The sequence below is a fragment of the Agromyces sp. GQ35 genome (genome assembly GCF_059758475.1).
On record NZ_JCAXEO010000001.1, the window covers coordinates 78,507 to 92,336 of the forward strand.

Annotated in this window: 10 protein-coding genes; 6 read left to right on the forward strand and 4 right to left on the reverse strand. The window is 68.3% G+C overall.

From position 1 onward, the window contains the following. Positions 1 to 143: 143 nt before the first annotated feature. Both AC6CH0_RS00405 and AC6CH0_RS00410 read left to right on the forward strand, forming a co-directional pair. Positions 144 to 5,702, forward strand: a complete 5,559-nt coding sequence (locus AC6CH0_RS00405; protein ID WP_498097501.1) for a ThuA domain-containing protein — start codon at positions 144 to 146, stop codon at positions 5,700 to 5,702. Positions 5,703 to 5,815: 113 nt separating this feature from the next. After that, positions 5,816 to 6,439 carry a hypothetical protein gene (locus AC6CH0_RS00410; RefSeq protein WP_498097503.1) on the forward strand — a complete coding sequence of 208 codons (624 nt, stop codon included), beginning with the start codon at positions 5,816 to 5,818 and terminating at the stop codon, positions 6,437 to 6,439. 66 nt (positions 6,440 to 6,505) lie between these two features. Here AC6CH0_RS00410 and ygfZ read toward each other — a convergent pair whose 3' ends face one another. The 3 genes from ygfZ to AC6CH0_RS00425 all read right to left on the reverse strand — a co-directional run bounded on the left by ygfZ (position 6,506) and on the right by AC6CH0_RS00425 (position 8,741). After that, positions 6,506 to 7,666, reverse strand: a complete 1,161-nt coding sequence (gene ygfZ, locus AC6CH0_RS00415; RefSeq protein WP_498097505.1) for a CAF17-like 4Fe-4S cluster assembly/insertion protein YgfZ — start codon at positions 7,664 to 7,666, stop codon at positions 6,506 to 6,508. Further along, a complete protein-coding gene (locus AC6CH0_RS00420; protein WP_498097507.1) occupies positions 7,666 to 8,271 on the reverse strand; it encodes a nitrobindin family protein in 606 nt (201 codons plus the stop codon). The genes ygfZ and AC6CH0_RS00420 overlap by 1 nt, the downstream gene beginning before the upstream one ends. Positions 8,272 to 8,426: 155 nt before the next feature. Continuing rightward, a complete protein-coding gene (locus AC6CH0_RS00425; RefSeq protein ID WP_498097509.1) occupies positions 8,427 to 8,741 on the reverse strand; it encodes a hypothetical protein in 315 nt (104 codons plus the stop codon). Positions 8,742 to 8,818: 77 nt separating this feature from the next. Between AC6CH0_RS00425 and AC6CH0_RS00430 the strand changes: the two genes are divergently transcribed. Next, positions 8,819 to 9,508, forward strand: a complete 690-nt coding sequence (locus AC6CH0_RS00430) for a response regulator transcription factor (RefSeq protein WP_498097511.1) — start codon at positions 8,819 to 8,821, stop codon at positions 9,506 to 9,508. Here AC6CH0_RS00430 and AC6CH0_RS00435 read toward each other — a convergent pair whose 3' ends face one another. Next, positions 9,509 to 10,021, reverse strand: coding sequence for a redoxin domain-containing protein (locus AC6CH0_RS00435; protein ID WP_498097513.1), 513 nt, complete (start codon positions 10,019 to 10,021; stop codon positions 9,509 to 9,511). It abuts the gene before it with no gap. A gap of 104 nt (positions 10,022 to 10,125) precedes the next feature. Between AC6CH0_RS00435 and AC6CH0_RS00440 the strand changes: the two genes are divergently transcribed. From AC6CH0_RS00440 to AC6CH0_RS00450, 3 genes are all read left to right on the forward strand, one after another. Continuing rightward, the gene (locus AC6CH0_RS00440; RefSeq protein ID WP_498097515.1) at positions 10,126 to 10,575 is read left to right on the forward strand and encodes a MarR family winged helix-turn-helix transcriptional regulator; all 450 of its coding nucleotides are present in this window, start codon (positions 10,126 to 10,128) and stop codon (positions 10,573 to 10,575) included. Between the two features lie 72 nt (positions 10,576 to 10,647). After that, positions 10,648 to 12,822, forward strand: coding sequence for an RNA degradosome polyphosphate kinase (locus tag AC6CH0_RS00445; RefSeq protein WP_498097517.1), 2,175 nt, complete (start codon positions 10,648 to 10,650; stop codon positions 12,820 to 12,822). Beyond that, a complete protein-coding gene (locus AC6CH0_RS00450; RefSeq protein WP_498097519.1) occupies positions 12,819 to 13,754 on the forward strand; it encodes an NUDIX hydrolase in 936 nt (311 codons plus the stop codon). Before AC6CH0_RS00445 ends, AC6CH0_RS00450 begins: the two co-directional genes overlap by 4 nt. Positions 13,755 to 13,830 lie beyond the last annotated feature (76 nt).

Below are 13,830 nucleotides of genomic sequence, written 5' to 3' on the forward strand. Positions count from 1 at the left end.
CAGGGCATCGGAAGATCGGAATCTGTCACATTGCATCCAACTTTTGCTTGACGCGCGATCAAAGCCTCCCTAGGTTGTGACCGGACTCGTGTGCGCCGGTTGTGCGTGACACGTCGCCGGCATCTGAAACCGATGGAGGTCTCATGCTCACCCAGCTTCACAGAGTCGTGACGCGGCTGGTCGCCGTGGTACTCGCGGCGGTACTGACCACAGGGGTCGTCGTGGGGGTCGCCGCTCCGGCGCAGGCCCACGACGGCTCGCACGTGCTCATCTTCACGAAGACGACGCAGTTCCGGCACACGGACGCGATCAACAACGGCACCCCGCTCATCACGGCCGCACTCGAGGCCGAGGGCATGGAGGTGACGCACACCGAGGACTCAACGGTCTTCAACGACACCGATCTCGCCGGCTACGACGCGCTGATCATGTTCCAGACGTCCGGCGACCCGTGGAACGCCGACCAGAAGGCGGCGCTCGAGCGCTACCAGCAGGCCGGCGGCGGCATCGTGGCGATCCACAACGCCACCGACATGCGCGGGAACTACCCGTGGTGGGACGAACTCGTCGGTTCGCTCATGCCGGGGCACGCAGCAACGGGCACCGACCCGGGCCAGCCCGGCACCGTGCGGATCGAGGACGACGCGCACCCCTCGACCGACCACTTCGAAGAGACGCGATGGGACCGCGCCGACGAGTGGTACAACTTCTCGAACAACGTCAGGGGCACCGCCCACGTGCTCGCGTCCATGGACGAGACCACCTACGACGCCGGTGGCAACGCGATGGGGTACGACCACCCGATCTCGTGGTGCAAGGCGTACGACGGCGGCCGTGCCTGGGCCACCGCGATGGGACACTTCGGCTCGCACTTCCAGGAACCGGACCTCATGGAGCACATCGTCGGCGGCGTGCAGTACGCCACCGGCGAGGTCGAGGGCGACTGCGGCGGCACCGACTGGAACAGTTTCGAGAAGGTCGCACTCGATGAGAACACCTCGGCGCCCTTCGCGATGGATGTCGCCGACGACGGCCGGGTCTTCTACACCGAGCTCGTCCGCGGCCAGATCCGCGTGTGGGACCCCGCCACGAACGCGGTCACGACGGCCCTCGAGCTCGACGTCTACTCCGGTGGCGAAGACGGACTCCTCGGCATCGCACTCGACCCCGACTTCACCGAGAACGGGCGCATCTACACCTACCGCTCGCCCGACGCCCCGAACAACTCCGACCCGTCGAACTTCCTCAGCCGGGTCTCGCGCTTCACGATGGTCGACGGCGTGATCGACCCCGCCTCGGAAGAGCTCATCATCGAGGTGCCGGCTCGACGGCTGCCCGACGAGCCCGGCCACACCGGCGGCGGTCTCGACTTCGACGCCGCGGGCAACCTGTACCTCGGTGTCGGCGACGACGTGAACCCCCACTCCGAGCCGTCGGGCGGCTACGCGCCGCTCTCCACCCGTCCGAACACCTTCCACGATGCGCGTGAGACGTCGGCGAACACGAACGACCTGCGCGGCAAGCTGCTGCGCATCACGCCGAACGCCGAGGGGCCGGGCTACACCGTTCCCGAGGGGAACCTCTTCCCCGAGGCCGCCGACACCGACGGAAAGACGCTGCCCGAGATCTACGCGATGGGCTTCCGCAACCCGTTCCGGTTCTCCGTGGACCAGTCGACGGGTGCGATAAGTCTCGCCGACTACTCGCCCGACAACGGCACGGATGCACCGACGACCCGCGGACCTGCCGGCATCTCGGAGTGGAACTACATCACGTCGCCCGGCAACTACGGTTGGCCGCTCTGCATGGGCGACAACGAGCCGTTCCGCAACGTCGACTACACGACGAACCCGGTGACGGTCGGTGCGTTCTTCGACTGCGCGAACCCCGTCAACGACTCGCCGCGCAACACGGGTCTCACCCAGTTGCCCGCCGCGCGGGCCGCTGACATGTGGTACGGCTACAAGCGTTCCTCGGTACCCGCCGTCATCCCGCAGGGTGGCGGGCTCGCCCCCATGGGTGGCCCGGTCTACGACTACGACGCCGATCTCGTGTCCGACACGAAGTTCCCGGCCTCGTACGACGGCAAGCCCTTCTTCTACGAGTGGGCGCGCAACAAGATGTTCACGATCCAGCTGAAGGATCCCGCCGCGGCCTCCGGCTCGCAGGTGGAGAAGGTCAACCCCTTCCTGCCGCAAGAGCAGTTCCTCGCGCCCATCGACTCGAAATTCGGTCCCGACGGATCGCTCTACGTGCTCGACTGGGGCGGCGGCTTCGGGCGCGACAACCCCAACTCGGGGCTGCACCGGATCGACTACATCTCGGGCTCCCGCTCGCCGATCGCGCAGGCCACCGCTGACAAGGACTCCGGACCCGCACCGCTCGCGGTGACGTACGACGGTTCGAACTCCTCCGATCCCGAGAACGCGGAGCTCGCCTTCGCCTGGGACTTCGAAGACGACGGAACGGTCGACGCCACGACGGCGACGGCCTCGCACACCTACGAGGCCGACGGCGAGTTCAACGCTCGACTGACCGTGACCGACCCCGATGGAAAGACCGCGACGACGACCGTTCCGATCACGGTCGGCAACACACGTCCCTCGGTGTCCTTCTCACTGCCGCCAAACGGCTCGTTCTTCGACTTCGGAGACGACCTGTCGTGGGATGTCGCGGTCACGGACCCTGAGGACGGCACCGTGAACGGTGACGATGTCATCATCCAGCCCGCGCTCGGACACGATGAGCACGCGCACCCCACGACCCCGCTGAGCGGGTTCACGGGCACCACGGAGACGACGCTCGGCGGTCACGCGGCCGACGAGAACATCTTCTTCGCGCTCGACGCCCGCTACACGGATGGCGGCGGCGAAGCCGGTGCCAACCCGCTGACGGGTTCGCAGACGACGCTCGTCTTCCCGAAGCGCAAGCAGGCGGAGTTCTACGACAGCGCCTCGGCGATGACGAAGGCGCCGAGCCGCGACGTCGAAGGCATCGAGAGCGATCGAGTGATCGTCGGCGGCGACGGCGCATGGGCGCACTTCGATCCGGTGAACTTCTACCGGGTCGACGAGCTCGCCCTCCGCGTCTCGGCCGTGTCGGCGGGAACGAGCATCGAGCTTCGCAACGGCGCTGCCGACGGCGAACTCCTCGCGACGGCCGCGGTGCCTGCCACCGGATCGACGCGATTCACCGACGTGCTCGTCGATGTGAGCGCGTTCCCCGAGGAGTCGCTCGACCTCTACGTCGTCTTCCGCGGCGGCGAGATCAAGCTCAACTTCCTCGAGGCGATCGGCCAGGGCGCATCGCCCGAAGCCTCGCCGACCGTCGCCATCACGGCGCCGCAGCAGGACGTCGAGCTCGAGCCCGGACAGGACGTCGCGGTCGAGGCGGATGCCGCAGGCACGGTGGAGCAGGTCGAGTTCTTCGTCGACGGAACCTCCATCGGCGTCGACGAATCCGCACCGTACGCCGCCGAGTGGGCAGCGCCGGAAGAGGGGCTCTACGAGCTCACCGCCGTCGCGACGAACACCGCGGGCAAGTCGACCACGTCTCGCATCGTGCAGGCGCAGGTCGGTGAGCTCTTCGGCGATCTCGTGCCGTTCACGAATGCCGACGGCACCTTCGAGCGCATCGGCGACGGGCGCTTCCGCATCACCGGCGCCGGCGCCGACACGTGGCAGGGCATCGACCAGTACTCGAGCCTGTACGCGCCGGCCGGCGGTGACGACGACTGGGAGGCGGTCGTCAAGATCGACGCCCAGCAGAACACGAACGGCGCCGCCAAGGCGGGCCTCATCGTGCGCAACGACATCACGCTGCCGGGCAGTTCGCCGGGCTACGCGATGGTCGGCGTCCGGCCGAGCGGCGGCATCGAGTTCCTCGCCGACCCCGACGGAAACGGACAGCTCAACACCTCCGTTCAGGGAGGCACCACGAGCTACCCCACCTGGGTGAAGCTGAAGCGGGTCGGAGCCGACTACACGGCGTACTTCTCCAAGGACGGCACGACCTGGACTCAGGTCGGAGGCACGGTCAACCTGACCGGCGCCGCCGCGTCGCAGGACGTGGGCATGTTCACCGTGTCGCACGCCACAGGAGCGGGCACCGTCGACTTCGCGGACTTCGCGATCGACACCGACCCCCAGGGCCCCGAGCCCGTCGACCCGCTCGAGCCGCTCATGTGCACCTCCGCGCCGCTGTCCGACGAGTTCGACGGACCCGCGCTCGCGGCGACGTGGGGCCTTCGTTCGGCCGACGGCACGCCCATCACCCAGTCGGGTGGCTCCCTGGAACTGCCGGTGACCGCCGGCGACATCAACGAGGCCTCGCCCGGACCGGTGAGTTTCGCGGGCAAGCCGCTGCCGGCCGGAGCATGGGAGGCGACGACGAAGATCACGCTGGCGCACAATTCGCACTGGCAGTGGGCCGGACTCGTCGTGCACCAGAACGACGACGAGTACAACAAGCTCGCGTTCGTTCGGAACCAGAGCGGCGGACGCTTCATCGAGTTCCAGAGCGAGACGACCGGTGTTCGAACGACGCCGTCCGCTCCTGCCCTGCCCGCCGGCTTCCCGACGACGATCCAGCTGAAGCTCACGAGCAACGGAACCACGTTGACGGGCGCGTACTCGGCTGACGGTCAGACCTGGAGCGCCCTCGGCGGATCGCTGCAGCTCAAGCCGAACGCGAAGATCGGCGTCATGGCGGCGGGCGACCTCGGGGCGACCCCGGTCACCGCGACGGTGGACTGGTTCCGCTTCAGCCCCGAGCCGGCCGCCGGCGAACCCATCGCACCCGGCGATGCGTTCGACGGAACCGCGCTCGACGGTTGCCGCTGGGCCCAGAGCGTGCGGTACGACTCCAACCACGCGAAGGTCGCCGACGGTCACCTGCAGATCACGACGCAGCCGGGTGACATCAACGGCGACAACCCGTTGTCGCCGCGGAACTTCATCCTCACCGAGGCGCCCGAGGGCGACTGGGTGGCGAGCACGAAGTTCAAGGCACCGCTCGAGCACCGCTACCAATTGGCGGGCCTGATGATGTGGGCGGATGACGACAACTACGTCAAGGCCGACATCGTCGCCTACAACGCTCCCGGCGCGGCACTCGACCTCCGGGCCGAGCTGGCGGGCGAGGCGAACGCGGCCGGCATCGGCAACCGCAACCTCAACATCGCCGACAGCACCGAGAGCGGGTACTGGTACCTCCGGGTCACGAAGACCGGCAACCTCTACACGGCCGAGGTGAGCGACGGCGGCGTCAACTGGACACCCATCGGGGAGACCGGGATCACCTTCGACCAGCCTCTCCGAGGCCTCGGGCTGATGGCCATCGGGCCGCAGCAGGAGACTCCGGTCGTCGTCGAGTTCGACTCGTTCCAGCTCGAGACCGCCGAACCCGAGCCCACGCTCGACGTGACGGTCGTCGCGGAGACGCGGTGCATCGCCGGCAAGGCGCTCGTGACGGTGCGCGCGACGAACAACGAGGCGGTGCCCGTGGCACTGTCGGTCGAGTCGGCGTACGGCACCAAGTCGTTCGCCTCCGTCGCGCCCGGCAAGAACGCCGTGCACTCGTTCACGACGCGCGCCGTGAGCGTGCCTGCGGGCACGGTCGCCGTCGAAGCGACTGCGACCGTCGACGGGGTCCCGGTGACGCTGTCGGTCGATGCCGGGTACGCGGCAGCATCATGTAACTGAGTCGAGGTCGGTGGCCCGTCGAATCCGGCGGGCCACCGGCCCCTCCTCCAGACCGGAAACCATCACACCCGATCGGCGCGACAAGGCCGAGATCATGCAAGGAGAGATGTGAAATGAGTAAGGCAAAGTTCGCGGCCAGGGGCGCCGCGGTCACCATCGGCACACTGCTGCTCGCCGGCGTCGCGGGCATCGCGATGGCCGAAGAAGGCTACGGCGAACAGGATGTCGCGGTGAACGTCGCAATCGCCGAGATCACCGAACCCGGCGTCCTCGCCATGAGCGTCGCCGCCACCAGCACCACCCTCGCCGAGAACGGCTCCGACGCGACCGTACGCCAATTCACCGGCGCACTGCCCACCGTCACCATCACCGACACCCGCACGCCCGAAGACATCCCCGACGGCGCCGCCTGGTACGTCCTCGGCTCCTCCACCGACTTCACCGGCGCCACCGGTCAAGACCCCATCAGCGCCGCACACCTGGGCTGGACCCCAGACCTCATCGACGGCGGCGACTCCGGACTCGTCGCCGAAGGCGACCAAGTCGACACCATCCTCGACGACGGCCCCAACAACGTCGGCCTCGTCGACCAGGAACTGCTCGCCATGGCCTTCGACTCCGGAGAGATCGCCACCGAAGGACGATGGACCGCCACCGCGAACCTCTTCCTCCGCACCCCCGCCACCATCACCCCCGGCGACTACACCGCCAACCTCACCCTCTCCCTCTTCGAATAACCCCCGACACCCCGGGATCGCATGGGTGAGCACCGCGGAAGTCCGCGGTGCTCACCCGTTTCGGTGTCAGCGCTTGTGGACGCCGAGGCGCGGCAACCGCGGGACCTCGATGGCGGCGCCGGAGTCGGCGGGCACGATCTCGACCTGGGAGGCCGCGATGTCGACGCCGTGACTGTGCACGATGAGCGGCAGCTCGGCCGGCACGGCCCGCTTGACGACGGCGAGCGCGACGGGTCCGAGCTCGTGGTGCATGACCGCGGTGGTGATGTGGCCGACCACCTTGCGTTCGGGCTCTTCACCGGGCGCAGGCTCGGGGCGCACCTTTTCGCCGACGACCTCATCGCCGGGCGCAGGCAGCACGGTGTCGCTGCCGTCGAGATGCAGCAGCACGAGTCGGCGCGGCGGGCGGCCGAGGTTCAGCACCTTCGCCACGGTCTCCTGGCCCTTGTAGCAGCCCTTGCCGAGGTCGACGGCGCTGCGCAGCCAGTCGAGCTCGTGCGGGATGGTGCGCTCGTCGACCTCGGTCGCGAGGCGGGGACGCCAGGCCGCGACCCGCAACGCCTCGGCAGCGAGCGAGCCGGCCACGTCGACGCGGCCCGCCCTGACCGCTGCCGCGGCATCGGCGAGCGCGTCGCGCGTCACGATGCGCTCGATCCAGCGCCAGTCGGAGGCCGGGTGCCCCGCGTCGGCGGCGTACTGATGCCCGCCGGGGCGAGGGTGCGCCCACGGGTCGGTCCAGTCGAGTGCGACGCCGCCCGGGGCGAACGCGGGTGTCGCGGCGTCGAGCGCCGTCTGCGACATCGCGCCGAGCACGGCGACCCCGGCGGTCGCGTCGGCGACCTCGACCCGGAGCATGAACCGCATGCGGTCGAGGAACGCGGCCAGCGGAGCTGCCTCATCGCCCTCGACGACGAGCCAGCTGGTGGTTCCGTCGTCGATGATGTGGGCAGCATGCTCGACCCGGCCGGAGGCGTCGAGGAGCAGCGCCTCCGAGCCTTCGCCCGCCGGCAGCCGATCGAGCGCCTGACTGGCCATCGAGTGCAGCCAGGTGAGTCGGTCGGGGCCGGTCACCGTCACGACACCGCGGTTCGACAGATCGACGATCGCGTCACCGCGCTCGAGATGGCGTTGCTCGATGATGGGGTTGCCGTAGTGCCCGGCCACGCCGACATCGACACCGTCGGCAGCGACGGCGCCCGGGAGCGCGAGGAACGGCGAGGCGGTCATCAGTCGACCTTCGCGAGTCGGGCGGACGCGTGGGTCCGCAGGTCTTGACCGAGGGCTGCGATGTCCCATGCCCAGAGCAGGTGGGCGTCGACGAGGCCGTAGAGCCGGGTCGCGGCCGCATAGTCCTTCGCCCCGCTCGTGCGCATCACCGCATCGGTCGCGAGGTCGATGCGGGGCCCTTTGACCTCGCCGAGGTACAGCTCGCTGACGCCGCCGGGGTGGACGAGGGCCACCTCGATGTCGAAGCCGCCATCGGCGTTGCGCAACGACTCGACCGATTCGACATCGCCGAATCTCGACGCGCCGACCGGTGGCAGCATGCCGGGGCCCTGGTCGCCGTCACCGCGCGGCCTGGCGAGCCGCCAGTAGCCGGTCTCGGTGACGAGCGGCGTCGGATCGCCGTCGTCCTCTGGGATCAGCCAGGTGTACGAGGTGTAGTTCAGGTGCGGCAGGCCGTCGTGGCTGAAGCTCAGGCGCTGCCCGAACTCGTGCGTCACCGAATCTTCGCCGACCTTGTAGTCGATGACGCCCGAGCCCTCCCAGACGCCGAGGAGCCAGGACAGGGGCACGAGCTCGGCCGGGAGATCGACGGGCAGCTCGATCATCGCCACGTCTTCACCAGCACCTAGCGCTGGCCCTTGAAGAGCTTGTAGACGACGACACCGCTGACCCAGGCGATCGCGAGGCTCGCGAGACCCAGCAAGCCGATGAAGAGGAGTTCGAGGGCGAGCAGCTCAGACATGGTCCGAGTCTATCGCCCTCACGCCGCCGCGACGGGCGCCACCATGAGGGCGGCGATCCCCACGAGGGCGACCGCGCCGGCGATGCTCCAGCTCGCCCGCAGCACGAACCCCTCGGGCCGTCGCGTCGCGAATTGCACGACGAGCGCTCCGACGACGGATGCCGCGAGCACGACGCCGAGCGCATCGAAGACGCCGAGCCGCGAGGCATCGCCGAACCAGGTGTCGATTCCGGAGTACGCGAGCGTCACGACCAGGACGGCACCGACGAGCGCGACCGCCCAGACGAGCGCGATGCCGCGCCATCCGCTGCTCGTGTTCTCGTCGCCGCTCATCGTCTCCCCATTCGTGTCACAGGGCGCCCCTCGGCGTCCCGTAGTATTGACCGCACCTTACTACTGGAGGGTGTGGCGTGGCGCAGCTGCTGATCTTGTCGCCGGCAGCCAACAATGACGTTCTTCCGGCTCTGTCACTCCTGACTCACCGAACGCGGATCATTCCCGCTTCGCCTGAGCAGCTGGTCAGAGCGCCCGAATCCGATCTCGTCTTCCTCGACGCACGCACGAACCTTGCCGGCGCGAAGGCCCTCTCCCAGATCCTCCGGACCACCGGACTCTCCGTGCCGCTGATCCTCATCGTGACCGAGGGCGGTCTCACCGCCGTCACGCCCGACTGGGGCCTCGACGACGTCGTGCTCGAGCATGCCGGCCCCGCTGAACTCGATGCGCGCATCCGCCTCGCGATCGGTCGCTCGCAATCGTCGCAGCCGAGTGAGCGCATCCAGACCTCCGGCGTCGTCATCGACGAGGCGAGCTACTCGGCGAAGGTGCACGGGCGCACCCTCGACCTCACCTACAAGGAGTTCGAACTGCTCCGCTTCCTCGCCGCCCACCCGTCCCGGGTCTTCACCCGCGAACAGCTGCTCAGCGAGGTGTGGGGCTACGACTACTTCGGCGGCACCCGCACGGTCGACGTGCACGTACGACGACTCCGTGCGAAGCTCGGCGATCTCGACAGCCTCATCGGCACCGTGCGCAACGTCGGCTATCGCTTCAACGTGCACGAGGAAGACGACCGCGAGCAGAGCCCCGTCTCGCGCTAGTCACGAGCGCAGCTCGCGCGATTCGGTCTCGCCCGGCGCATCCGTCGCCGCACTCAGCGCCGAGACGACCTCGTCCTTCGAGAAGTTCCCGGTCGGCAGCACGCTCGTGCGCACGGCGAGCAGCACACCGCACTCGTCGACGACGAACGTGCCGCTGTGCTGGAGGCCGAGGAACCGGCCGAGCCCCACGTTGCCGTGATCGGTGCCCGACGCCCAGACTTCGGCGTGCGTGCCTCGCGCGGCGCGAACCCGCCGTTCTGCGGAAGTCGCCTCGTCGGGTCCGCCGGGCGGCACCAGCACGAAGGCCGCGCCGGCGACCTCGCCGTCGTCGAACAGACGCTGGACGGCCGCGGCATGGGCGAGGCAGATGGGGCACGTGCTCGATCTCATGAAGTGCACGATCGCGCGTCGCCCGGCACTGACCGCAGTGAGCGTCGAGGTGCGGCCGCGCGCATCGACCAGGGCGATCTCGGGCATGGCGTCACCGACGACGGGAAGGAAGGGCTGGGGCATACTGACTCCTCGAGATACGATTGTCGACGTCGCGCGGATTGCGCAACATGGTTGCCTATATTGTCAAGAGGCTTGCGTTTATTGTCAAGGGGGTTGCGTAATCGATGTATGAAGACGCGCTCGACGCAATCGCGGAGCTCAGGCACGACGATCTCGGCATGCTGCTGACGGGCGCGGCATCCGCGATCACCCGGCGAGCGCTCACCGAGGTGGCCGCAACGGGCCATCCGCTCGTTCGCGCATCGCACATCGCGGTCTTCGCGGGCCTCGAGTCGACCGGCACGAACATCACGACGCTCGCCGAGCGTGCCGGAGTCAGCCGGCAGGCGATGGCCGCGCTCGTCAAGGAGGTCGTGCACATCGGCTACGTGACCACGCGGCCCGATACCGGTGACCGCCGGGCCGTTCGAGTCGAACTCACCGAGGCCGGCGCACGCTTCTGCCGCGATGTCGCCGCCATCTCGCGGCGACTCACCGCCCAATGGGAGGCCGAGTTCGGCACGGAGCGGCTCGATACCCTGCGGTCGCAGCTGCGCGACCTCGCCGCACGATGAAGTCGTCTGCCCGCCACGTGCACGTGTCTCGCGCTTCATCGAGCCGTCGCGGGCCAATGGCATGATGAGGGGATGAATGCCGACAGCATCCTCGACGACCGCACGTCGAGCGACTTCGACGACGACTTCGAGCCGTTCGATCTCGAGGGCGCTCCCGAACTCGCGGCAGAGCGCTACCTCGACCGCGAACTGAGCTGGCTCGCCTTCAACCAGCGAGTGCTCGAGCTCGCGGAAGACCCGCGGGTGCCGGTGCTCGAGCGTGCGAACTTCCTCGCCATCTTCGCCTCGAACCTCGACGAGTTCTTCATGGTGCGCGTCGCGGGCCTGAAGCGCCGCATCATCACCGGGCTCGCAGTGCCGACGAACGTCGGACGCTCCCCACTCGACGTGCTCACCGATGTGTCGGCCAAAGCCCACGAACTGCAGGAGCGGCATGCCGCTGCCTACCAGCAGCTCGTCAAGCCCGCGCTCGCCGAATCCGGCATCCGCATCATCACGTGGAACGAGCTCGGCGACGAAGAGCACGCACACCTGCGCAACTACTTCTCGAAGCAGATCTTCCCCGTGCTCATGCCGCTCGCGGTCGACCCTGCGCATCCGTTCCCCTACATCTCCGGGCTCTCGCTGAACCTCTCGGTGCGCGTGCGCAACAGCCGCACCGGCCGGCAGGAATTCGCACGCGTGAAGGTGCCGCAGATGCTCCCCCGCTTCGTGCGCGTCGAGCCCGACGAGTCCATCGAAGACGCGCGGTACATCACGCTCGAAGATCTCATCGCCAACCATCTCGGCGACCTCTTCCCGGGCATGGAGATCGTCGAGCACCACGTGTTCCGGGTCACCCGCAACGAAGACGTCGAGATCGAGGAAGACGAGACCGAGAACCTCATCAAGGCCCTCGAGAAGGAGCTCCTGCGACGCCGCTTCGGCCCGCCGATCCGGCTCGAGATCACCGACGACATGGACGACGTCACCCTCGGCCTCCTCGTGCGCGAGCTCGATGTCACCGAGCAGGAGGTCTTCCGCCTTCCGGCGCCACTCGACCTCGGCGGTCTCTTCGACCTCTCCCGCCTCGACCGGCCCGAACTGCACTATCCGACGCACGTGCCGACGACGGCGCTGCAACTGCAGCCGAGCGAGTCCAATCTGCGGGCCGATGTCTTCGCAGCCGTCTCCCGGCACGATGTGCTGCTGCACCACCCCTACGAGTCGTTCGCAACGAGCGTGCAGGCCTTCCTCGAGCAGGCCGCGGCTGATCCCGATGTGCTGGCCATCAAGCAGACCCTGTATCGCACCTCGGGTGACAGCCCCATCGTCGAAGCCCTCATCGATGCCGCCGAATCGGGCAAGCAGGTGCTCGCGCTCGTCGAGATCAAGGCGAGGTTCGACGAACAGGCGAACATCTCGTGGGCCCGCAAGCTCGAGAAGGCCGGCGTACACGTCGTCTACGGCCTCGTCGGATTGAAGACCCACTGCAAGCTCGCACTCGTGATCCGGCAGGAGAAGGGCGTGCTCCGCCACTACAGCCACATCGGCACGGGCAACTACAACCCCAAGACGAGCCGCATCTACGAAGACCTCGGACTGCTCACCGCCGACGACCAGGTCGGCAAAGACCTCACTCGCCTCTTCAACGAGCTCTCGGGCTACGCCATCGAGAAGAAGTTCAAACGCCTGCTCGTGGCGCCCCTGCACCTGCGCAAGGGACTCCTCAAACTCATCGCGGGCGAGATCGCCAATGCCGAAGCCGGCCTTCCCTCCGGCATCCGCATCAAGATGAACTCCATCGTCGACGAGGCGATCATCGACGCGCTCTACCGGGCCTCGAACGCCGGCGTGCCCGTCGACGTGTTGGTGCGTGGCATCTGCAGCCTCCGCCCCGGCATCCCGGGCCTCAGCGAGAACATCAGGGTGCGCTCGGTCCTCGGCCGCTACCTCGAGCACTCGCGCATCTTCTCGTTCCTGAACGGCGGCGATCCGCAGGTGTACATCGGCTCGGCCGACATGATGCACCGCAACCTCGACCGCCGGGTCGAAGCGCTCGTACGGCTCGCCGAGCCCGCGCACCTCGCCGAGATCGACTCGCTCTTCGACCTCGCGATGGCCGAAACCACGAGCGCCTGGTGGCTCGACAGCTCGGGTGAGTGGACCCGACAGTCGGTGGATGCCGCGGGGCATCCGCTCGACGACATGCAGAATAGGCTCATGCAGCAGATCGGCCAGCGCACCCGTACAGGCAAACGGCGGTGACCACGGCGATCTACGCCGCCGGCGCCGTCTGCTGGCGCTTCATCGACGGCAAGCTGCACGTGCTGGTGATCCATCGCACGGTCTACGGCGACGTCACGATCCCCAAGGGAAAAGTCGACCCGGGCGAGTCGCTGCCGCAGACCGCCGTGCGCGAGATCGCCGAGGAGACCGGGCTCTCGGTGGCGCTGGGAGTCCCGCTCGGCGTCTCCCGCTATCCGCTGCCGAGCGGGCGGGAGAAGATCGTGCACTACTGGGCGGCCGAGGTGAGCGAGCGGGCCGTGCAACGGTCGACGTTCAAGCCGAACGCCGAGGTCGCGGCCCTCGAGTGGGTCACGGTCAAGCGAGCGCGGAGCTACCTCAGCTACGAGCCCGACATCGAGATCCTCGATGCCTTCGCGAAGCTGCTCGACCAGAACGTCACCTCGACCTTCTCGCTCGCCGTCGTGCGGCACGGCAAGGCGGTCGGCCGTTCCGGCTGGAAGGGCACGGATGCCAGCCGGCCGCTCACCGAGCGAGGTGTCGAACAGGCCGCGGGTCTCGTGTCGACGCTCGGGGCGTGGTCACCGAAACGCATCGTGTCGAGTCCCGCGGTGCGCTGCGTGACGAGCGTCACGCCGCTCGCCGCCGCGAGCGGCATCGAGATCAAGCGCGAACCGGGCATCAGCCAAGACGCGTGGGAGTCGGGCGACGACGAGGTACGACGCATCGTGGGCAAGCGAGTCAGAGCCGGCAAGAACGCCATCGTCTGCAGCCATGGCCCGGTGCTGCCCGAGATCATGCGCGAGCTCGCGCTCGCGACGGGGACTCCCCTGGGCGCCTACGTGACGGATGCCGCGGGCCTCGAGCCGGGTGCGTTCAGCGTCGTGCACCTCTCGGCCACGAGCCCGGGTTCGGGCATCATCGCCATCGAGACCCACGCACCGCGCGCCTGAGCAGCACGGGCGGGTCATCGAGTATGAGGCCAGTGCGACAGCGGTCGTTCACCTGCTGTTTACCGTCGTGGCGGAA